Consider the following 19,765-nt stretch of genomic DNA (forward strand, 5'->3'; position numbering starts at 1 on the left):
GTGTCACGCCCCGTGGTCGCACGATTCCACGGGGCGCACTGTTTAATTCGGGACCAACGTCCTTCATGTGCGGGGCGGGCTCCTCTTTTCCCACACGGTGTCGGTACCCGACAGTGGATGACATGTCCCCAGAGGAACTCCACGCCATCGAACTGCTGCGCCGCGTGCCGTACGGCCGAGCCGCCACCAGCATGCGCGCGCTGCCCTTCCTCGCCGTCGCGCGCCACATCGTGGTGAACGGCAAGGTCGTCCTGAGAATGCATTCCGGTTTCGGCTACCACCAGGCCTGCAACGGCAGTGTGGTCGCCTACGGAGCCGACAACTTCAATTCCGGTGAGGCGCACCTGTGGTCGGTGCAGTTCACCGGCACCGCGAACCTCGTCGAACCGACCACCGCCGAACTGGAACTGTTCGGACCCGGTCCGCACTTCGTGGACGGCGCGGTCTTCGACCCCGTCTACATGCGGATCGAGCCGCACCTCGTCACCGTCCACACCCTCGCGGGCAACCTGGACGCCGTCGACCGGGAGTACCAGCACGCGCTCTGACCCCGGCGCTCCGGGACTTTGGTCCCGTACGGAACGGCCCGGCGGCCCGTCTCATCGAGACGGGCCGCCGGGCCGTTCTGCAGGGTGCGGGACTACGCTCCGTCGTCCCCGACGCCGTTGCCCTCGGGCGTCTTCGTCGGGCTCGGCGACGTCGACTTCGACGGGCTCGGCGTGGGCGTCGGGGTCGGCGTGGGCGTCGGCGTGGGCGTCGGCGACGGGCTGTACGACGGCGAGTACGAGTAGCTCGGCGACGGCGACTTGCTGCGGGTCGGCGGCGCCGAGTAGGAGTACGAGCTCTCCGGCGCCGACTTGGACTCCGAGGTCTCCGGCGACGGGCTCTCCGGCGACGCACCGGGCGAGGAGGACGCGGAACTCGCCGGCGGGGTCACGCCCGTGCCGGGGTCCTTCTTGCCGCCGAAGTTGTCGACCGCGTACGCCACGCCGCCCGCGACCGCCAGGACGGCGAGGATCGCGAACAGCCAGAGCTTCCACTTGCCGCCGCCGGAGCGGTCGTCGTAGCCGTCGTAGCCGCCGTTCCCGCCCTGGCCGTGGCCGTTGCCGCCCCCGCCGGGGTAGGCGGAGCCGTCGTCCGGGTTCAGCGGCGGCACCATCGGCTGCTGGAACTGCGAGGTGTTGGAGTGCGCGCCGTACTGCGGCTGCCCCTGGCCGGGCGTCGCCATCGCGGTGGTCTGCGCCGGGCCGCGCCCGTGTGGCAGCGCCATGGTGACCGGGCCGGTGTTCCAGGTGCCGGTGTTGGCCCCCTGGTCGTGCAGCATCTGCAGGGCGTACTGGACCAGCCCGCGCATCTCCTCGGCGCTCTGGAACCGGTCGTCCGGGTCCTTCGCGAGGGAGCGCATGACGAGCCCGTCGAGCTCCTGCGGGATCTGGCCGCCCTCAGGCAGCTGCGAGGGCGGGATCGGCGCGTCCTGCACGTGCTGGTAGACCACCGACAGCGGGGTCTCCCCGGTGAACGGGGGACGCAGCGAGAGGAGTTCGTAGAGCAGGCAGCCCGTCGCGTACAGGTCGGAGCGGTGGTCCACGGCCTTGCCGAGGGCCTGTTCGGGCGAGAGGTACTGCGGCGTGCCCATGACCATGCCGGTCTGGGTCATCGTCGACTGCGCGCCGTGCAGGGCGCGCGCGATGCCGAAGTCCATCACCTTGACCGCGCCCGTGTCCGTGATGATCACGTTGGCGGGCTTGATGTCACGGTGCACGATGCCGTGCTGGTGCGAGTAGGCGAGCGCTTCGAGCACGCCGGAGGTGATGATCAGCGCCTGGTCGGGGCCCGGGGCCTCGGCGCTGATCAGCAGGTCGCGGATGGTGCGGCCTTCAACCAGTTCCATGACGATGTAGGGGACGACGTTCGGGCCGACCCGGTCCTCGCCCGAGTCGTACACGGCGACCACGGCATGGTGGTTGAGACCGGCGACCGACTGCGCCTCGCGCGTGAACCGGGCCTTGGACACCGGGTCCTCGGCCAGGTCGGGGCGGAGCAGCTTGACGGCGACGGTCCGGCCCAGCCGGACGTCCTCGGCGGCGAAGACCTCGGCCATGCCGCCCCGGCCCAGACGGTGGGTCAGCCGGTAACGGCCGTCACCCACCAGGCCGCCCGCGCCCCAGTGCTCAGGACCCTCTGCCATCCCGGCGCCGCTTCCCTCGGGTTCGGGTGCCATCAGTCCTCACCGTCGTCTGTCTCGGCCGCCGCTCAGCGGTAGGTCCTCGTCGTGTGCTCCGACGAACGCTACAGCCTCGGAACCGGTCACCGTTCGGACAAGGACCCCGCGTGCGCCGCCTGTGGACCCCCTGTGGCCTTGTGGTCACGGAACGGGAACCTGGCTTGACGTGTGCTTGCCCTCCGGCAGACTGAGGCCGACGTGCGCTCAGCCAGAGGCGCACGGAGATCCCGAGGGGAAGCGACAGTCATGAGCCAGGACGGCACTCAGGGCCAGTACGCGGGCGGCTCTTTGGCCGGTGGCCGTTACCAGCTGAGGGACTTGCTCGGCGAAGGAGGCATGGCTTCCGTCTACCTCGCCTACGACTCCGCGCTCGACCGCCAGGTCGCCATCAAGACCCTGCACAGCGAGCTCGGACGCGAGCAGTCGTTCCGCGAACGCTTCCGCCGCGAGGCCCAGGCTGTAGCGAAACTGTCGCACACCAACATCGTCTCGGTCTTCGACACCGGCGAGGGCGTCGTCTCCTTCGCGGACCCGTCGGCCGCCGACGGCGCCGTCATGCCGTACATCGTCATGGAGTACGTCGAGGGGCAGCCGCTCGGCTCCGTCCTGGACGGCGACATCAGGCAGTACGGGGCCATGCCGGCCGACAAGGCGCTGAAGGTGACGGCCGACGTGCTGGCGGCTCTGGAGAGCAGCCACGAAATGGGGCTGGTCCACCGCGACATCAAGCCGGGCAACGTCATGATGACGCGGCGCGGAGTGGTCAAGGTCATGGACTTCGGCATCGCGCGCGCCATGCAGTCGGGGGTCACCTCGATGACGCAGACCGGCATGGTCGTCGGCACCCCGCAGTACCTCTCCCCCGAGCAGGCGCTCGGGCGGGCCGTGGACGCCCGCTCCGACCTGTACTCGGTCGGCATCATGCTCTTCGAGCTGCTGACCGGGCGCGTCCCCTTCGTCGCCGACTCGGCCCTGGGCATGGCGTACGCGCACGTGCAGGAGGAGCCGGTCGCGCCCTCCTCCATCAACCGCTCGGTCACCCCCGCGATGGACGCGCTGGTCGCGCGGGCCCTGAAGAAGAACCCGAACGAGCGTTTCCCCACGGCCGCCGCCATGCTCGACGAGGTCGCGCGGGTGGCGGGCGCCGGGCACACCGGAGCCCCGGTCATCGTCCCGGGCGCGCACCCGACGAACAGCGGTGCGGGCCTCGGCTCGGCCGTGTTCCCTCCGGTGGACTCCGCCCTGCAGGCGCCGCCGCACTCGGTGCAGCAGCCGTACCAGGCGCCGCACACCCCGGTGCCGTCCGCGTACGCGCCGACGCCGCCGCCCGCACCGCAGTCCGGGGCGTACGGGTACCCGCAGCACCAGCAGCAGCACCAGCAGGCCCCGACCCCGGCGCCGTACTCGGCCTCGACCCCTGCGCCGTACTCGGCCCCGACCCCGCCGCCGTACACGATCTCGCCGCAGGGCGGGCAGAGCGGTCACGGTCCGGCCGCGGGCGGGTCCGGCAAGAAGAAGAACCCGGTCGTGATCGGAGCCATCGTGGTGGCGCTGGTCGCCATCGGCGGGCTGATCGCCGTACTGAACATGGACGGTGACGACAAGGACAAGGCCGGGCCGTCCACGCCGGGCTCCTCCACTTCGGCGTCCGCCCCGGCGAAGACCGGGCACAAGGGGCCGGACCTCACGCGGACCATCGAGGAGTCCAAGTGCAAGGAGCCCCGCAAGGGCACCGACGCCGCCAAGGTGGTGGCACCGGACTTCCGGTACATGAACGAGGTCTCGGTGAAGGCCTGCATCCGGGCCGCCGGATGGAAGTACACCCCGAAGCCGAAGGACGAGGCGGTCTACGGCGAGGGGACCGTCGTGGAACAGCAGCCCGCGGGCGGCGACGAGATCGACCCGAAGAACACCACCTTCACCCTGTGGATCTCGACCGGCGACCCGGAGTAGGTCTGAGTAAGCCCGAGGAAGGGCCTGAGGAGGAGTGCCCCTCGGAAGGGTGACGGCAGTTCGCCCGCCGGGGGCCGGTTCTGGTACATACGCGCAGGTCACACCCTCCGCACCTCGGGAGTCCTGTTGCACCGTCATGCACGCGCCCTCGTCCGTCTCCTCACCGGCGCCGCCGCGGCCCTGGCGGCCGGCTCGCTCGCCGTCTCGCCGGCGTCGGCGGCCGGGCCCTCCTCCAGCTGCGAGACCGCCGGCGCCTACGGCAGCGCCGACTGGACGTGGCTGAACGGCTCCACCCTGCTCGACGTCAAGCTGACGTCCGTGGACACCTCGGACGACGCCCGCGTCGCGGGGATCCGGCTCTACACGCTGGATCACAGCGGCCACTCGCACGACTGGCCCTGGCGCTTCAACAAGCGCGGGGCCGGCAAGAGCCAGACCTGGGAGACCTCCCTCCAGGACAAGCGCGGGATCGACCGGGTCGGCGTGGAGGTCGCGGCGTTCAACGACGCCGGCTACCGGAGCCTGTGCGGTTCCGCTTCGGTGAAGAACCCGACCTTCTAGACGCACCGGCATCCCGAACAGCCTGTCCGGGATGCCGGTTTTGTCCGGTCGTGTAAATCTGAGTCCGTGACCTACGCCCGCGCGCTGCGCTGGACCGCCGGGGCAGCGATGGCAACCGCCGCGCTGCTGGTCACGGCGCCTGCACAGGCCGCCGCCGCCATCCCCGTCGCGGCTTCCGCGTTCACCCCCGCCACCGCCCCCGCCGACGCGTCGCCCGACGACCCCGCGCCCGTGGCCGACGCGGCGGACCGGGCCTTCGAGGACCTCGCCGGCAGCTCCGCCGGAGCCGGGCGGGAGCGGCCCGGGCGGCCGGTGGGCGAGCCCGCCAATCCCGAGACCGTGCTCGCCGCGCGCCCCGTCCCCGCACACCCGCGCACCGAGCCGGTCCTGCCGGCTCCCGCGATCCCCTCCGCCTCTCCGACGCACCCGGTGGTCGGCGCGCTCGGCACCGAGCCGAACGACCGGGCCGCCGATCTGGCCGCGCACATACTGCCGCTCGGAACGGGATTCGCCCTGATGGGACTGGGTCTCGGGTTCATGGGAATGCGGCTGCGCCGGGGCGCGTAGCCCCCGCCCCGACCCCCGGGTCCCCCTTGGGACGTAGTCCCGAGGACGGTTGCGGCGAGGTACATACTCGGTATACATACTGAGTATGTCGATCCGCCACGGCCTTCTCGCCCTGCTGGAACGGGGCCCCAGGTACGGCTCTCAGCTCCGCACCGAATTCGAGTCCCGCACCGGTTCCACCTGGCCGCTCAACGTCGGGCAGGTGTACACCACGCTCGCCCGTCTGGAGCGCGACGGCCTCGTCGCACCCGGCGGCGCGGACACCGCCGGGCACACCCTGTACGCCATCACCGAGACCGGCCGCCACGAACTGCACGCCTGGTACGAGCGTCCCGTCGACCGGGCCAACCCGCCCCGGGACGAGCTCGCCATCAAGCTCGCCATGGCCGTCGGCGCACCCGGCGTGGACGTCCGCGCGGTCATCCAGGCCCAGCGGCACGCCACCGTCCAGGCCATGCAGGACTACACCCGGCTCAAGGCCCAGGCGCTCACCGCCATCGAGAGCGGGCGCTCCGGCGAGCGCGACGACATCGCCTGGCTGCTGGTCCTGGAACAGCTGATCTTCCAGACCGAGGCCGAGGCCCGCTGGCTCGACCACTGCGAGTCCCGGCTCGTACGGCTGTCCGCGCGCGGGGAGCGCGCACCGGCCGAGGCCGAACCGCCCGAGGGACACGGCGCGGGCCACCACCCCGCCGGACCCTCCGGGGCCGCCCAGGCCCCCACCGTCCCGACCACGCCCACGACCACCGACCGGTCTCTTTCCCGTACCGCCCGCTCGCGGCGGGTCTGAACCACCGCTCCACGTCTCAGGGGGGAACCCTTCATGCCCGACCAGCCCGTATTGCAACTGGACCAGCTCGTCCGCACCCACGGCAGCGGCGCCACCGAGGTGCACGCCCTGCGCGGGATCAACCTCTCCGTGTACCCCGGCGAGCTCGTCGCCGTCATGGGCCCCTCCGGGTCCGGCAAGTCCACGCTGCTGACCCTCGCCGGCGGACTCGACACCCCGAGCAGCGGCAAGGTGATCGTCGAGGGCACCGACATCACCACCGCGAGCCGCAAGCAGCTGGCCGCCCTGCGCCGCCGCAGCATCGGGTACGTCTTCCAGGACTACAACCTGATCCCGGCGCTCACCGCCGCCGAGAACGTCTCCCTGCCGCTCGAACTCGACGGCGTCTCCGCCCGCAAGGCCCGGGTCTCCGCGCTCGCGGCCCTGGAGGAGATGAACCTCCCGCAGCTCGCCGACCGCTTCCCGGACGAGATGTCCGGCGGCCAGCAGCAGCGCGTGGCCATCGCCCGCGCCCTGGTCGGCGACCGCCGCCTGGTCCTCGCCGACGAGCCGACCGGCGCCCTGGACTCCGAGACCGGGGAGTCCGTACTCGCCCTGCTGCGCTCGCGCTGCGACGCCGGAGCGGCCGGCATCCTGGTCACCCACGAGCCGCGGTTCGCCGCATGGGCCGACCGCGTGGTCTTCCTGCGCGACGGCAGCGTCGTCGACGAGACCCTGCGCAGCCACGCAGACTCCCTGCTCTCCGGGCAGGCGGCCGCTCAGTGATCTCCGCGTACCACTCCTGGATCGCGGCGATCCGAATAGCCCGCCGCGACGCCTGGCGCTCCAAGGGCCGCAGCGCCCTCGTCCTGGCCATGATCGCCCTGCCGATCGTCGGCGTGAGCGCCGTCGACCTCACCATCCGCAGCTCGGAGCTCTCCCCCGAGCAGCGCGCCGTACGCGTGCTCGGCGCCGCCGACGCCAAGGTGCACGACCCCCACATGGGCACGCCCCTCTACCAGTCCCCCGACGCGCAGAGCTACGCCCCCGTCGGCGGATACGACAACTACCAGCCGAGCTCCGGCAACCCGGACCAGCCCACCGCCGCACCGCAGCTCCCGGCCGGATCCCAGTCCGTCAAGGACAGCATCTCCTACGGCAAGGTCCGCACCCGTTACGGGATCATGGACACCGAACTGCGCGAGGTGGACCCGGCGAGCCCGCTGGTCAAGGGCCTGTGGACGCTGGAGCGCGGCCGGCTGCCGCAGGCCGCGGGCGAGGTCCTCGCCACCGGAGCCTTCCTGGAGGAGTCCGGGTACTTCCTCGGCTCCAGCGTGACCCCGCGCGAGTCGAAGACCTCGTACAAGATCGTCGGTGTCTACGAGCTGCCCAACGCGCTGAAGTCGGCGCAGCTCCTCGCCCTGCCCGGCACCCTGCTGGCCCCGCTCGACCGGGACCTGAAGGCCGTCGGCGGCACGGGGATGCGCCCCCAGGACGAGTACCTGGTGAAGGTCGGCGGCGAAGGTTTCACGTGGAACATGGTCAAGGAGACCAACGCCAAGCAGCACCTCATCGTCGAATCCCGTGCCGTGCTGCTGAACCCGCCGGCCGACTCCGAGGTGCCGCTCTACACGGAGCAGCCCCGGGACGTCTGGCGGCCCGGCTCCATGATCGGGACCACCGAGATCGCGATCGTCTCCACCGTCGTCGGCCTCGCCATGCTGGAGATCTGCCTGCTGGCCGGACCCGCCTTCGCGGTCGGCGCCCGGCGCTCGCGCCGCCAGCTCGGCCTGGTCGGCGCCAACGGCGGTGACCGCCGGCACATCCGGGCCATCGTGCTCTCCGGCGGCCTCGTCATCGGCGCCGCGGCGGCCGTCAGCGGCACCGCCCTCGGCATCGCCCTCACCGTCGGGCTCCGCCCGGTGCTGGAGGACACGATGGGCCAGCGCTTCGGCAGCTTCGACGTCCGCCCGCTGGAGCTCCTCGCCATCGGAGCGCTCGCCGTCCTGACCGGGCTGCTGGCCGCGATCGTCCCGGCCGTCAACGCCTCCCGGCAGACCGTCCTGGCCTCCCTCACCGGCCGCCGCGGTGTGCGCCGGGCCAACCGGGTGCTGCCCGTCCTCGGCCTGATCGCCATCGCGGGCGGGGCCGCCATCGCCCTGTTCGGCTCCGTCTCCAAGATGGGCGCCACCGTCGTCGCCGGCGGCAGCGCCATCGCCGAGCTCGGCGTCGTCGCCCTCACCCCCACCCTGGTCGGCCTGTTCGGCCGGGCCGGCCGGTGGCTGCCGCTGTCGCCCCGCCTCGCGCTGCGCGACGCCGTCCGCAACCGGGGACGTACGGCACCGGCCGTGGCCGCCGTGCTGGCCGCCGTCGCCGGCACCGTCGCCGTGGCCACGTACCAGCACAGCAAGGAGATCCAGGCGCGGCACGAGTACGTCGCCAGCCTGCCCTTCGGCGCCGGGCTGATCGAGACCAACGAGTTCACGGCGTACCGGGACGTCCCCGTGATGCGCGAGACCCTGTCGAAGGAACTCCCGGTGGCCGTACGGGCCGACGTGGAGCGCCCCGTCGTCGGCAAGCCGGGCTGCTCCCCGTACGGCGACAGCCCGGACTGCGGGCAGGCCGAGATCATCATCCCGAAGGCGCAGCGCTGCCCGCTCTACGGCGCCCCGAACGGCCCGAGTTCCTTCACGCTGGCCCAGCAGAAGGAGCTGCGCAACGACTGGCGGTGCCAGTACGACCGCTTCGGGATCCAGCACTCCCTGGTCGTCGCCGACGAGAAGCTGCTGTCCGTCCTCGCCGTCGACGACCCGGGCGCGGTGGCCGCGCTGAAGGCGGGCAAGGCCGTCTCCTTCAAGAAGCAGAACGTGCTCGCGGACCAGGTCACCGTCCGGCTGATCACGGGCCGGGCCGAGCCCGCCCCCGGGTCCGCCCCCGACGAGCCGCCGCCGGGCCAGGACAAGGTCTTCGCCGCGTACCAGGTACCGGAGTCGGTGAAGGGCTACGGCATCGCGCTGGTGCTGCCGCCCTCCGCCGCGAAGAGCGCCGGGATCGCCTCCGTCCCCTTCGGCTCGTACTTCACCCTCGACGGGAACGCGAGCTCCGAGCAGCGCCAGCGGCTCGAAGGGGCCCTCGACAAGCTGGGCATGGACACCTCCGTGCGGATCGAGAAGGGCTACGAGGGCAACGACAGCCTCGTCATGCTCGTCCTGACCGTCTTCGCGGGCCTGGTCACCATCGGCGCGGCCGGCATCGCCACGGGCCTGGCCCAGGCGGACGCAGAGGGCGACCTGAAGACCCTGGCCGCCGTCGGTGCACCGCCGCGGGTGCGGCGCACGCTCAGCGGCTTCCAGTGCGGAGTGGTCGCCCTGATGGGCGTACTGCTCGGCTCTGCGGCCGGGATCCTGCCCGCGGTCGGGCTCCGGCTCACCGAACGGCGGGCCGCGGCCGACCTGGTCCGCAACGGCATCGAGAACGGCTACTCGGCCGCCTCCGAGGCCGTTCCGTACATCCCGATCTCCGTGCCGTGGACCACGCTGGGCGGCCTGCTGATCGTCGTCCCGCTGGGCGCCGCCCTGCTGGCGGCCCTGGTCACCCGTTCGAGCGGAGCGCTGGCCCGCCGCGAGGCCTGACGATTTCGGTGCCGGTTGGTGCCCCCGCACAGGGTGGATCACGCCCGTGCGGGGGCACACCGAGTGAATACGAAGGTGTGCGAGAGAATGACGGCATGGAGATGCCGAGGAGTGAACGGTCGCAGGACAGCCCCCCGCACGGCCTGATCGTGGGGCAGGACGGGATGCCGGTCGGCGGCGCCGATGACGAGTCGCGCGAGGTCCCGGTGACGGAGATGGTCGAACAGCCCGCCAAGGTCATGCGGATCGGCAGCATGATCAAGCAACTCCTGGAAGAGGTACGCGCCGCACCTCTGGACGAGGCCAGCCGGGTCCGTCTGAAGGACATTCACGCGGCGTCGGTGAAGGAGCTGGAAGACGGCCTGGCTCCCGAGCTGGTGGAGGAACTGGAGCGGCTCTCCCTCCCCTTCACCGAGGAGGCGATTCCGTCCGAGGCGGAACTGCGGATCGCCCAGGCGCAGTTGGTGGGCTGGCTGGAAGGCCTGTTCCACGGCATCCAGACGGCCCTGTTCGCGCAGCAGATGGCGGCGCGGGCCCAGCTGGAGCAGATGCGCCGCGCCCTCCCGCCCGGCTCCTCCCACGAGGACGACGAGGACGGCCCCCACGGCGCCGTCCGCTCGGGCCCGTACCTCTAACCCACCCCACCCACCCCTCCGGGGCCGCCACCCAGCGGCCCCGGAGCCATGCCCGGCCCGACGCCCGCGGAGCCTTTGTGGCGTTCCGGCGCTTGAGGACCGAGGTCCGGGGCGGAGCCCCAGGGGGTCCGGGCGCAGCCATTCCGGCCTCGCCGGCGTTCGAGGCGCGGGGTCTGGGGCGGAGCCCCAGGGGGTCCGGGCGGAGCCCGGTACCCCCTTCAGCCCGTCCGGCGTTTGAGGACCGGGGTCCGGGCAGCGCCCGGGGAACGGTGGAAGGGCGGGTAGGGGACTCCGCACCGCGCAGCGGCACACCCGCAGCCACCCCGACGGGCCACCGGGTAAGACCCCGGTAAACGCCACAACCCATCCGGCCCCAACCCCCCGCATACTCGGGGAATGACCTACGACGCCATCGTCCTGGCAGGCGGCGCCGCAAGACGACTCGGCGGAGCCGACAAACCCGGCCTCCGCGTAGGCGGCCGCCCCCTCCTGGACCGCGTCCTGGACGCCTGCGCAGACGCCCGCACCACCATCGTCGTGGCCGGCCGCAGGCCCACCGCCCGGCCCGTGCAATGGGCCCGCGAGGACCCCCCGGGCGGCGGCCCCCTCGCCGCGCTGGACGCCGGCCTGCGGCACACCACCGCCCCGCTGGTCCTCGTACTCTCCGCAGATCTGCCGTTCCTGGACGGGGACACCGTCGCGGCCCTGCTCCGAACCCTCGACGCGCCCGAGCACCACGCCCGGGACGGAGCCCTGCTCCGGGACCCGGACGGCCGCGACCAGCCCCTGGTCGCCGCCTACCGCGCCGAGCCCCTGCGCAGGGAAATCGCCCTGCTGGCCACCGAACACGGCTCGGTGAACGGCCTCCCCCTGCGCGCCCTCACCACCGAACTCGACCTCACCCCGGTCACCGCGGCTGCGCCACTCGCCTCCTTCGACTGCGACACCTGGGACGATCTCGCCGCTGCCCGCGCCCGAATCAGAGAGCATGGAACCGTGCTGGAGCAATGGATCACCGCCGTCAAGAACGAGCTGGGCATCGACGTCGCCGTCGACACCAAGACCCTGCTCGACCTCGCCCGTGACGCCGCGCACGGCGTCGCCCGGCCCGCCGCCCCGCTGACGACCTTCCTCGTCGGCTACGCGGCGGCCCACGCCGAGGCCACCGGGGCCGACCCCGCGCAGGCCGTGGCCGAGGCGTCCCGCAAGGCCGCCGAGCTGGCCCTGCGCTGGGCCGCGGAAGGCGAGGCCGCGGAAGCCGCCGAAGCCCCGGGAGCCACCGGCCCCGAAGCGACCGGATGACCGCCGACCCCGGCACCGACGCCGACGCCGACGCCGACCGCGCCCTCGACCAGGCCCTCGCCCTGGTCAGCCGCACCCCCCGTTCCGACGCCGCGGACACCGCAGCCGGCCCCGGCACCGGCACCGGCGGCGCCGGCTGCGGTCACCGCGCCGCGCCCTGGCACCGGGCCCGGGAGGCCTCCGCCCGTGCCGGTGCGGCCGTCCGCGGCCGCACGCACCGGGTCCCGCTGGCGGCCGCACTCGGCGAGGTGCTGGAGGCATCCCTCGACGCCCTGGGCGACCTGCCGTCCTTCGACACCTCCGCGATGGACGGCTGGGCCGTCGCCGGGCCCGGCCCCTGGACCGTCCGCCCCGGCGAGAGCGCACTGGCCGGGAGCGAGCGCCCGGCGCCCCTCGCGGACGGTGAGGCCGTACGGATCGCCACCGGCGCCCGCATCCCCGCGGACACCACCGCCGTGATCCGCAGCGAGCACTCCCGCGAGGCCGGCACCCTGCTGTACGCCGACCGTCCCGTCGTCACCGGCCAGGACATCCGCCCGCGCGGCCAGGAGTGCCGCTCCGGTGATCTGCTGCTGCCCGCGGGCTCCCTGGTGACCCCCGCCGTCCTCGGCCTGGCCGCGGCCGCCGGGTACGACGAGCTCGCCACCCGCCCCCGGCCGCGCGTGGAGATCCTGGTCCTCGGCGACGAGCTGCTCACCGAGGGCCCCCCGCACGACGGGCTCATCCGCGATGCCCTGAGCCCCATGCTGGGCCCCTGGCTGACCCGGCTCGGCGCCGAGGTCGTCTCCGTCCGGCGGCTCGGCGACGACCCGGCGGGCGCCGAAGCCCTGCTGGAGGCCGTCACCGGCTCCACCGCCGACGTGGTCATCACCACCGGCGGCACCGCATCCGGCCCCGTCGACCACGTCCACCCCGTGCTGGCCAAGGCCGGCGCCGAACTGCTCGTCGACGGGGTGGCCGTACGCCCCGGGCACCCGATGCTGCTGGCCCGCATCGGCGGCGGGGCTGCCGGAGGGGACCCGGTCCGCCACCTGGTGGGGCTGCCCGGCAACCCGCTGGCCGCCGTCTCCGGGCTGCTCACCCTCGCCGAACCGCTGCTGCGGGCCCTCGCCGGACGCCGCCCGCGCCCCCGGTACGTGGTGCCCGTGGAGGGCGACGTACCGGGTCACCCGCACGACACCCGGCTCGTACCGGTCCTGCTGACCGAGGACCACGCCGTACCGCTGCGCTACAACGGGCCGGCCATGCTGCGCGGGGTGGCCGCCGCGGACGCGCTGGCCGTCGTACCGCCGAACGGGGCTCGGTCCGGACAGGAGTTGGAGATCCTCGATCTCCCGTGGGCTTCGGGGGGATGTTTCACGTGAAACTTCACGGCTCCGACGCGATGGCACGCGGCGCCGACGAGAAGCTCGTCTCGCGCCGCATCAAACTGCCCAAGCGCGTCGTCGAAAAACCGCTCCGTCAGGTCACGCGCCGCCTGCTGATGGCCCTGTTCGTCATGGCCCTGACGGTCCTGATCGTGTGGATCGACCGCGCGGGGTACCACGACAACGCCAACGACAAGGTCGACTTCCTCGACTGCGTCTACTACGCGACCGTCACCCTGTCGACCACCGGCTACGGCGACATCGTCCCGTACAGCGACAGCGCGCGGCTGGTCAACGTCCTGCTGATCACCCCGCTGCGCGTGCTGTTCCTGATCATCCTGGTCGGCACCACCCTGGAAGTCCTCACCGAACGCACCAGGGAAGAGTGGCGGCTCAGCCGCTGGAGGAAGAACTTGCGTGACCACACGGTCGTCGTCGGCTTCGGTACGAAGGGCCGCTCCGCCCTGCAGACCCTGCTGGCCACCGGCCTCAGCAAGGAGCAGGTGGTCATCGTCGACCCCAGCGCCAAGGTGATCGACATCGCCAACGCGGAGGGGTTCACGGGGGTCGTCGGCGATGCCACGCGCTCCGACGTCCTGCTGCGCGCCGAGATCCAGAAGGCCCGTCAGATCGTCATCGCCACCCAGCGCGACGACACGGCGGTCCTCGTCACCCTGACGGCCCGCCAGCTCAACCGCGGCGCGAAGATCGTGACGGCCGTCCGGGAAGAGGAGAACGCACCGCTGCTGAAGCAGTCGGGCGCCGACGCCGTCATCACGAGCGCGAGCGCGGCGGGCCGGCTGCTCGGCCTCTCGGTGCTCAGCCCGAGCGCGGGCACGGTGATGGAGGACCTCATCCAGCAGGGCAGCGGACTCGACCTGATCGAGCGTCCGGTGAACCGCGCGGAGGTCGGCAAGTCGGTCCGGGACACGGACGACCTGGTCGTCAGCGTCCTGCGCGGCCACCGACTCCTCCCGTACGACGACCCGCACGCGAGCCCGCTGCAACTGACGGACCGTGTCATCACCATCGTCCGCGCGGCCCCGCCGGCCACACCGCCGGTGGTCCTGGGCTCACCGGACTAGCAGGCCCCCGGTCTTCAACGCGCCCCGAGCGGACCCCGAAGGCCGCGTGGCGCTCGCGCCACCACCGCCGGCTGCTGAACTCCACTGGGCGGGCGATCCGCGCGGTAGCCTCCGGCCATGCATGCGATCACCATCGAACAGCCCGGCGGCCCCGATGCTTTGGTGTGGGCCGACGCACCCGACCCGGTGGCCGGAGACGGCGAGGTCCTCGTCGAGGTGGCGGCGAGTGCCGTGAACCGCGCCGACGTCCTGCAGCGGCAGGGCTTCTACAACCCGCCGCCCGGCGCCTCGCCCCACCCCGGCCTGGAGTGCTCCGGGCGGATCTCCGCGATCGGGGCCGGGGTGTCCGGCTGGTCGGTCGGCGACGAGGTGTGCGCGCTGCTCTCCGGAGGCGGGTACGCGCAGCGGGTGGCCGTCCCGGCGGGCCAGCTCCTGCCGGTCCCGGCGGGCGTGGACCTGGTGACGGCGGCGGCCCTGCCCGAGGTCGTCTCCACGGTCTGGTCGAACGTCTTCATGGTGGCCGGGCTGCGCCCGGGCGAAACCCTGCTGGTGCACGGCGGATCGAGCGGCATCGGCACGATGGCGATCCAGCTGGCGAAGGCCGTGGGCGCGCGGGTCGCGGTTACGGCGGGCGGCAAGGAGAAGCTGGCGCGCTGCGCCGAGCTGGGCGCGGACATCCTGATCGACTACCGCGAGCAGGACTTCGTCGAGGAGATCCGGACGGCCACGGGCGGCGCCGGGGCGGACGTGATCCTGGACATCATGGGCGCGAAGTACCTGACCCGGAACGTGGACGCGCTGGCCGTGAACGGCCGCCTCGCGATCATCGGGCTCCAGGGCGGGGTCAAGGCGGAGCTCAACCTGGCGGCGCTGCTGGCGAAGCGGGCGGCGATCACCGCGACCACGCTCCGGGCGCGCCCCCTGGAAGAGAAGGCCGCGATCGTCGCGGCCGTACGCGAACACGTATGGCCCCTGCTCGAAGCGGGCCGCATCCACCCGGTGGTGCACGCGACGTACCCCATGCGGGAGGCGGCAGAGGCCCACCGCGTCTTGGAGGCCAGCACCCACGTGGGCAAGCTCCTCCTGACCACCTGACTCGCCCGGGCGGCGTGGTCTGCCGCTGCGCGGTGCGAAGTCCCCTACCCGCCCTTCCACCGTTCCCCGGGCTGCGCCCGGACCCCTCCTGGGGCTCCGCCCCAGACCCCGCGCCTCAAACGCCGGCGAGGCTTGATCTATCCAGCCCCTCCGGCGTTTGAGGACCGGGGGTCCGGGCGGAGCCCGGGGAACGGTGGAAGGGTGGGTAGGGGACAGCCCCGCAGGGCTGCCCGGTCGGCGGCCGGCCCCGCGGAGCTACAGGCTGCGCAGCAGTACCGAGGGGGACTCGACGCAGTCGGCGACGTAGCGCAGGAAGCCGCCCGCGGTCCCGCCATCGCACACCCGGTGATCGAACGTCAGTGACAACTGCACGACCTGCCGGACCGCCAACTCCCCTCGGTACACCCACGGCTTCGGAATGATCCGCCCCACACCGAGCATCGCCGCCTCGGGATGGTTGATGATCGGCGTGGAGCCGTCGACCCCGAACACCCCGTAGTTGTTCAGGGTGAAGGTGCCCCCGGTGAGATCGGCCGGCGCCAACTTCCCCGCCCGGGCCAGCTCCGTGAGCCGCGCGAACTCCGCCGACAGCGACTCCGCGCTGCGCGCCTGCGCGTCCCTGACCACGGGCACCATCAGGCCCCGCTCGGTCTGCGCGGCGAAGCCCAGGTGCACGGCGGGCAGCCGGACGATCTCGTTCGCCGCCAGGTCCACCGTGGAGTTGAGCTCCGGGTGGCGGGCCAGTGCCGCCGTGCAGATCCGGGCGAGCAGCGCGAGCACGGAGATCTTGGGGCCGCCCGCGGCGTTCATCGCCGCCCGGGTCGCCATCAGCTCGGTGGCGTCGGCGTCGACCCAGCAGGTGGCGTCCGGGATCTCCCGCCGGCTGCGCGACAGCTTGTCCGCGACCGCCCCGCGCACCCCCTTGAGGGGGATCCGCGTGACACCCTCCGGCGCGGCGACGGCAGCGGGCGCAACGGCGGGGGGCGCCGGTGCCTGCGCCGGTGCGCGCAGCGCCTCCTCGACGTCAGCACGCAGGATCAGGCCCTCGGGCCCCGATCCGCGCAGGGCGCGCAGGTCCACCCCGTGGTCCCGCGCCAGCTTGCGCACCAGCGGCGAGATGACGGGCACCGGCCCGGCGACGACGGCCGGTGCGGTGGCCGCCGCTGCCGTGACGGGAGGTGCCGTGACCACCGCGACGGCGGCCGGAGCCGGAGCCGCGGGAGCCGCCCCCGGCGCGGCGGAGCCGGGTCGCACCCGCCTCCGACGCGCCGGACGTGAATCGTCCGAGCCGTAGCCGATCAGGGGCCGGGGCGCGTGCGCGGAGTCCTGGGTCCCCTCGGCAGCGGGGGCATCGGCCGGCGCGCACTGCGCACCCACCGCCACGGTGATCAGCGGTGCTCCGACGGGCAGTTCCGTCCCCTCCTCGCCGAAGCGGGCGGTGACCACGCCCCCGTACGGGCAGGGCACCTCGACCATGGCCTTGGCCGTCTCGACCTCGACGACGGGCTGGTCGATGGCGACGACGTCGCCGACGGCGACCAGCCAGCGGACGATCTCCGCCTCGGTCAGCCCTTCTCCCAGGTCCGGCAGCTTGAACTCCATGACCTGCGGCATCAGTTCTCCCACTGCAGACGGGCCACGGTGTCCAGGATCCGGTCCACGCCGGGCAGGTGGTGCTTCTCCAGCATCGGCGGCGGATACGGGATGTCGAAGCCGGTGACGCGCAGCACGGGCGCCTCCAGGTGGTGGAAGCACCGCTCCGTGATCCGGGCGGCGATCTCCGCGCCCGGTCCGCCGAAGCCGCCGGACTCGTGGACGACCACCGCGCGCCCGGTGCGGCGTACGGAGGCCACGACGGTCTCCTCGTCGAAGGGGACGAGGGAGCGGAGGTCCACGACCTCCAGGTCCCAGCCCTCCTCGCGGGCCGCCTCGGCGGCCTCCATGCACACCGGCAGGGAGGGCCCGTAGGTGATCAGGGTCGCGCTCGTGCCGGTCCGCCGGACGAGCGCGGTGCCGATCCCGGGGACCGCCGCGGGCGCCTCGGGCGACCAGTCGGCCTTGGACCAGTACAGCCGCTTCGGCTCAAGGAAGATCACCGGGTCGTCGCTGGCTATGGAGGCGCGCAGCAGTCCGTACGCGTCCTCGACCGTCGCCGGGGTCACGACGGTGAGCCCGGGCGTGGCCACGTAGTACGCCTCGGAGGAGTCGCAGTGGTGCTCCACGCCGCCGATCCCGCCGCCGTACGGCACCCGGATGGTGATCGGCAGCGGCATCGCGCCGCGGGTGCGGTTGCGCATCTTCGCCACGTGCGAGACGAGCTGCTCGAAGGCCGGGTACGCGAAGGCGTCGAACTGCATCTCCACGACCGGCCGCAGCCCGTACATGGCCATGCCGACGGCCGCGCCGAGTATGCCGGCCTCGGCGAGCGGGGTGTCCGTGCAGCGGTCCTCGCCGAACTCCTTCGCGAGGCCGTCCGTGATGCGGAAGACCCCGCCGAGCGCCCCGACGTCCTCGCCCATGACGTGGACGGCCGGGTCCTCGGCCATCGCGTCGCGCATCGCGCGGTTCAGGGCCTGGGCCATCGTCGCCGGCTTCGTCGCCGGCTTCGCCGCCACCGTGGTCATGATCCGTCCCCCGCTCCGTGCTCTTCCTGCTCGGCCGCGTCCAGCTCGGCTCGGAGCATGGCCGCCTGTTCGCGCAGCCGGCCGGTCTGCTCCGCGTAGACGTGGGAGAAGAGGTCCATCGGGTCGGTCACGGGGTCCGCGTTCATCCCGTCCCTCAGTGCCGCCGCCATCGCCTCGGCCGAGTCCTTGGCGTCCTGGATGCCCGCCTCGTCCAGCAGGCCGCGCGCGGTCAGCTCGCGCTCCAGCAGCTCGACCGGGTCGTGCGCCTTCCACGCCTCGACCTCGGCGTCGCCCCGGTAGCGGGTGGCGTCGTCGGCGTTGGTGTGGGCCTCGATGCGGTACGTGACCGCTTCGATCATGGTCGGTCCGCCGCCGGACCGGGCCCGCCGGACCGCCTCGGACAGCACCTCGTGCATGGCGGCGATGTCGTTGCCGTCGACGAGGCGGCCGGGCATCCCGTACCCCACGGCCTTGTGGGCCAGGGTCGGGGCGGCGGTCTGCTTGGCGAGGGGGACGGAGATCGCGAAGCCGTTGTTCTGCACGAGGAAGACGACCGGCGCCTGCCAGACGGCGGCGAAGTTCATGGCCTCGTGGAAGTCGCCCTCGCTGGTGCCGCCGTCGCCGACCATGGCGAGGGCGACCACGTCGTCACCGCGCAGCCGGGCGGCGTGCGCCAGGCCGACCGCGTGCGGGAGCTGGGTGGCGAGGGGGGTCGAGAGGGGGGCGATCCGGCGCTCGCGCGGGTCGTACCCGGTGTGCCAGTCGCCGCGCAGCAGCGTCAGGGCCTCTACGGGGTCCAGTCCGCGCGCCACGGCCGCGAGGGTGTCGCGGTAGCTCGGGAAGAGCCAGTCCTGCTCCTCCAGGACCAGGGCTGCGGCGATCTCGCACGCTTCCTGGCCGACGGTGGAGGGATATACGGCCAGACGGCCCTGCCGGGTGAGGGCGGTGGCCTGGGCGTTGTAGCGGCGGCCGCGCACCAGCTCGGCGTAGCACCGGCGCATCAGCTCGGGGTCGAGGCTGTCGGCGGCCGGGGTGCCCAGCACCCGGTACGGCTCGGGGTCCGGGAGCAGCGGGGCGGCATCCGTACGGGGCCTCCAGGCGGGCGGCGGGGTGGAGCGGTGGGACGCACCGGCACCGGGCAGCTCTTGGACCGTCATGGCGGCGTACACCTCCTCGTGGGAAGCGGGCAGGGAGGCCTCGGGTGTGAGGCCCCTCACCTACCGATTGTTCGGTTGCCCGGGCAATTTGGCTACAGGCGGCGCCAGGCTGTGGACAAAGTGGCGTCGACGCCCTGGTATGGGTGCAGGACGTCCAGGAGAGGCAGGCATCGGGCGATGACGGATGAACAAATGGCCGGACCGGGTTCCGGAGCGGGTTCCGGGGCGGCTCCCGCCCCGGGGGGCGCACTCGGGGGCGCGGCCGTACCGCCGGTAGCCCCCGGACCGGCGCTGCCGCCGGCCCTGCCGCCCCGCCCGCTGGACCCGATCGACCGGTCGATCGTGCGCCTGCTCCAGGCGGACGGCCGCGCCTCCATACGCTCCGTCGCCGAACAGGTCCACGTGTCCCGGGCCAATGCCTACGCCCGGATCAACCGGCTCATCGACGACGGGGTGATCCGCGGCTTCACCGCCCGCGTCAACCACGAACGCGCGGGCCAGGGCGCCTCCGCCTACATCACCCTGAAGATCGTCCAGAACTCCTGGCGCACGGTCCGCGAACAGCTCCGCGAGCTCCCCGGCGCCGCCCACATCGCCCTGGTCAGCGGCGATTTCGACGTCCTGCTCCTGGTCCACACCCCGGACAACCGCACCCTGCGCGAACTGGTCCTGACCCGCCTCCAGTCCATCCCGGAGGTCCTCTCCACGCGCACCCTGCTGGTCTTCGAGGAAACGGACCTCCTGGCCCGCGACCAGACCGCGGGCCCCACGATCTCCGAAGACTGAGGCGGGCC

17 protein-coding genes are annotated in these 19,765 nt (G+C 73.0%); 13 read left to right on the forward strand and 4 right to left on the reverse strand.

Annotation, left to right across the window (positions count from 1 at the left end):
- Window positions 1-122: 122 nt before the first annotated feature.
- Window positions 123-548: a pyridoxamine 5'-phosphate oxidase family protein gene (locus ACZ60J_RS28830; protein WP_469686290.1), complete on the forward strand. Its 426-nt coding sequence runs from the start codon at window positions 123-125 to the stop codon at window positions 546-548.
- 92 nt (window positions 549-640) lie between these two features.
- Here the strand turns inward: ACZ60J_RS28830 and ACZ60J_RS28835 are convergent, their stop codons facing one another.
- Window positions 641-2,221, reverse strand: coding sequence for a protein kinase domain-containing protein (locus ACZ60J_RS28835; protein WP_469686292.1), 1,581 nt, complete (start codon window positions 2,219-2,221; stop codon window positions 641-643).
- 249 nt (window positions 2,222-2,470) lie between these two features.
- Here ACZ60J_RS28835 and ACZ60J_RS28840 point away from each other — a divergent pair, with 249 nt between their 5' ends.
- From ACZ60J_RS28840 to ACZ60J_RS28890, 11 genes are all read left to right on the forward strand, one after another.
- Window positions 2,471-4,177 (forward strand): protein kinase domain-containing protein, encoded by a 1,707-nt coding sequence (locus tag ACZ60J_RS28840; RefSeq protein ID WP_469686293.1) that lies wholly within the window; start codon window positions 2,471-2,473, stop codon window positions 4,175-4,177.
- Window positions 4,178-4,303: 126 nt separating this feature from the next.
- Window positions 4,304-4,738, forward strand: a complete 435-nt coding sequence (locus tag ACZ60J_RS28845) for a hypothetical protein (protein WP_469686295.1) — start codon at window positions 4,304-4,306, stop codon at window positions 4,736-4,738.
- A 66-nt stretch (window positions 4,739-4,804) separates the two neighbouring features.
- Window positions 4,805-5,305 (forward strand): hypothetical protein, encoded by a 501-nt coding sequence (locus ACZ60J_RS28850; RefSeq protein WP_469686297.1) that lies wholly within the window; start codon window positions 4,805-4,807, stop codon window positions 5,303-5,305.
- Window positions 5,306-5,390: 85 nt separating this feature from the next.
- Window positions 5,391-6,095: a PadR family transcriptional regulator gene (locus ACZ60J_RS28855; protein ID WP_469686299.1), complete on the forward strand. Its 705-nt coding sequence runs from the start codon at window positions 5,391-5,393 to the stop codon at window positions 6,093-6,095.
- Window positions 6,096-6,128: 33 nt separating this feature from the next.
- On the forward strand, window positions 6,129-6,860 hold the full coding sequence (locus ACZ60J_RS28860) for an ABC transporter ATP-binding protein (protein ID WP_469686300.1): 732 nt from the start codon (window positions 6,129-6,131) through the stop codon (window positions 6,858-6,860).
- On the forward strand, window positions 6,857-9,706 hold the full coding sequence (locus ACZ60J_RS28865) for an FtsX-like permease family protein (RefSeq protein WP_469686302.1): 2,850 nt from the start codon (window positions 6,857-6,859) through the stop codon (window positions 9,704-9,706). Before ACZ60J_RS28860 ends, ACZ60J_RS28865 begins: the two co-directional genes overlap by 4 nt.
- Window positions 9,707-9,801: 95 nt before the next feature.
- The gene (locus ACZ60J_RS28870; RefSeq protein WP_112446705.1) at window positions 9,802-10,341 is read left to right on the forward strand and encodes a bacterial proteasome activator family protein; all 540 of its coding nucleotides are present in this window, start codon (window positions 9,802-9,804) and stop codon (window positions 10,339-10,341) included.
- A 396-nt stretch (window positions 10,342-10,737) separates the two neighbouring features.
- Window positions 10,738-11,643 (forward strand): NTP transferase domain-containing protein, encoded by a 906-nt coding sequence (locus ACZ60J_RS28875; RefSeq protein ID WP_469686304.1) that lies wholly within the window; start codon window positions 10,738-10,740, stop codon window positions 11,641-11,643.
- On the forward strand, window positions 11,640-13,007 hold the full coding sequence (locus ACZ60J_RS28880; RefSeq protein ID WP_469686306.1) for a molybdopterin molybdotransferase MoeA: 1,368 nt from the start codon (window positions 11,640-11,642) through the stop codon (window positions 13,005-13,007). The genes ACZ60J_RS28875 and ACZ60J_RS28880 overlap by 4 nt, the downstream gene beginning before the upstream one ends.
- Window positions 12,995-14,095 carry a potassium channel family protein gene (locus tag ACZ60J_RS28885; RefSeq protein ID WP_469686308.1) on the forward strand — a complete coding sequence of 367 codons (1,101 nt, stop codon included), beginning with the start codon at window positions 12,995-12,997 and terminating at the stop codon, window positions 14,093-14,095. Before ACZ60J_RS28880 ends, ACZ60J_RS28885 begins: the two co-directional genes overlap by 13 nt.
- A 117-nt stretch (window positions 14,096-14,212) precedes the next feature.
- The gene (locus tag ACZ60J_RS28890) at window positions 14,213-15,190 is read left to right on the forward strand and encodes an NAD(P)H-quinone oxidoreductase (protein WP_469686310.1); all 978 of its coding nucleotides are present in this window, start codon (window positions 14,213-14,215) and stop codon (window positions 15,188-15,190) included.
- 255 nt (window positions 15,191-15,445) lie between these two features.
- Here the strand turns inward: ACZ60J_RS28890 and ACZ60J_RS28895 are convergent, their stop codons facing one another.
- The 3 genes from ACZ60J_RS28895 to pdhA are packed head-to-tail and all read right to left on the reverse strand — an operon-like array spanning window position 15,446 to window position 18,971.
- A complete protein-coding gene (locus tag ACZ60J_RS28895; RefSeq protein WP_469686312.1) occupies window positions 15,446-16,804 on the reverse strand; it encodes a dihydrolipoamide acetyltransferase family protein in 1,359 nt (452 codons plus the stop codon).
- Window positions 16,804-17,814 (reverse strand): alpha-ketoacid dehydrogenase subunit beta, encoded by a 1,011-nt coding sequence (locus ACZ60J_RS28900; RefSeq protein WP_469686314.1) that lies wholly within the window; start codon window positions 17,812-17,814, stop codon window positions 16,804-16,806. The genes ACZ60J_RS28895 and ACZ60J_RS28900 overlap by 1 nt, the downstream gene beginning before the upstream one ends.
- Window positions 17,811-18,971, reverse strand: a complete 1,161-nt coding sequence (gene pdhA, locus ACZ60J_RS28905; RefSeq protein WP_469686759.1) for a pyruvate dehydrogenase (acetyl-transferring) E1 component subunit alpha — start codon at window positions 18,969-18,971, stop codon at window positions 17,811-17,813. Before pdhA ends, ACZ60J_RS28900 begins: the two co-directional genes overlap by 4 nt.
- A 177-nt stretch (window positions 18,972-19,148) precedes the next feature.
- Between pdhA and ACZ60J_RS28910 the strand changes: the two genes are divergently transcribed.
- Complete coding sequence (locus ACZ60J_RS28910; RefSeq protein WP_469686316.1) at window positions 19,149-19,757, forward strand: Lrp/AsnC family transcriptional regulator; 609 nt, start codon at window positions 19,149-19,151, stop codon at window positions 19,755-19,757.
- The last annotated feature ends 8 nt before the right edge of the window (window positions 19,758-19,765 follow it).

The organism is Streptomyces sp. NPDC104226, from assembly GCF_055584085.1.

Excerpts from the sequence above, each read along its gene's own strand:
- ACZ60J_RS28840 (WP_469686293.1), top strand. The coding sequence starts at position 2,471 with ATGAGCCAGGACGGCACTCAGGGCCAGTACGCGGGCGGCTCTTTGGCC.
- ACZ60J_RS28890 (WP_469686310.1), top strand. The coding sequence starts at position 14,213 with ATGCATGCGATCACCATCGAACAGCCCGGCGGCCCCGATGCTTTGGTG.
- ACZ60J_RS28855 (WP_469686299.1), top strand. The coding sequence starts at position 5,391 with ATGTCGATCCGCCACGGCCTTCTCGCCCTGCTGGAACGGGGCCCCAGG.
- ACZ60J_RS28830 (WP_469686290.1), top strand. The coding sequence starts at position 123 with ATGTCCCCAGAGGAACTCCACGCCATCGAACTGCTGCGCCGCGTGCCG.
- ACZ60J_RS28900 (WP_469686314.1), bottom strand. The coding sequence starts at position 17,814 with ATGACCACGGTGGCGGCGAAGCCGGCGACGAAGCCGGCGACGATGGCC.
- ACZ60J_RS28875 (WP_469686304.1), top strand. The coding sequence starts at position 10,738 with ATGACCTACGACGCCATCGTCCTGGCAGGCGGCGCCGCAAGACGACTC.
- ACZ60J_RS28895 (WP_469686312.1), bottom strand. The coding sequence starts at position 16,804 with ATGCCGCAGGTCATGGAGTTCAAGCTGCCGGACCTGGGAGAAGGGCTG.
- ACZ60J_RS28885 (WP_469686308.1), top strand. The coding sequence starts at position 12,995 with ATGTTTCACGTGAAACTTCACGGCTCCGACGCGATGGCACGCGGCGCC.
- ACZ60J_RS28835 (WP_469686292.1), bottom strand. The coding sequence starts at position 2,221 with ATGGCACCCGAACCCGAGGGAAGCGGCGCCGGGATGGCAGAGGGTCCT.
- ACZ60J_RS28860 (WP_469686300.1), top strand. The coding sequence starts at position 6,129 with ATGCCCGACCAGCCCGTATTGCAACTGGACCAGCTCGTCCGCACCCAC.
- ACZ60J_RS28870 (WP_112446705.1), top strand. The coding sequence starts at position 9,802 with ATGGAGATGCCGAGGAGTGAACGGTCGCAGGACAGCCCCCCGCACGGC.
- pdhA (WP_469686759.1), bottom strand. The coding sequence starts at position 18,971 with ATGACGGTCCAAGAGCTGCCCGGTGCCGGTGCGTCCCACCGCTCCACC.
- ACZ60J_RS28880 (WP_469686306.1), top strand. The coding sequence starts at position 11,640 with ATGACCGCCGACCCCGGCACCGACGCCGACGCCGACGCCGACCGCGCC.
- ACZ60J_RS28910 (WP_469686316.1), top strand. The coding sequence starts at position 19,149 with ATGACGGATGAACAAATGGCCGGACCGGGTTCCGGAGCGGGTTCCGGG.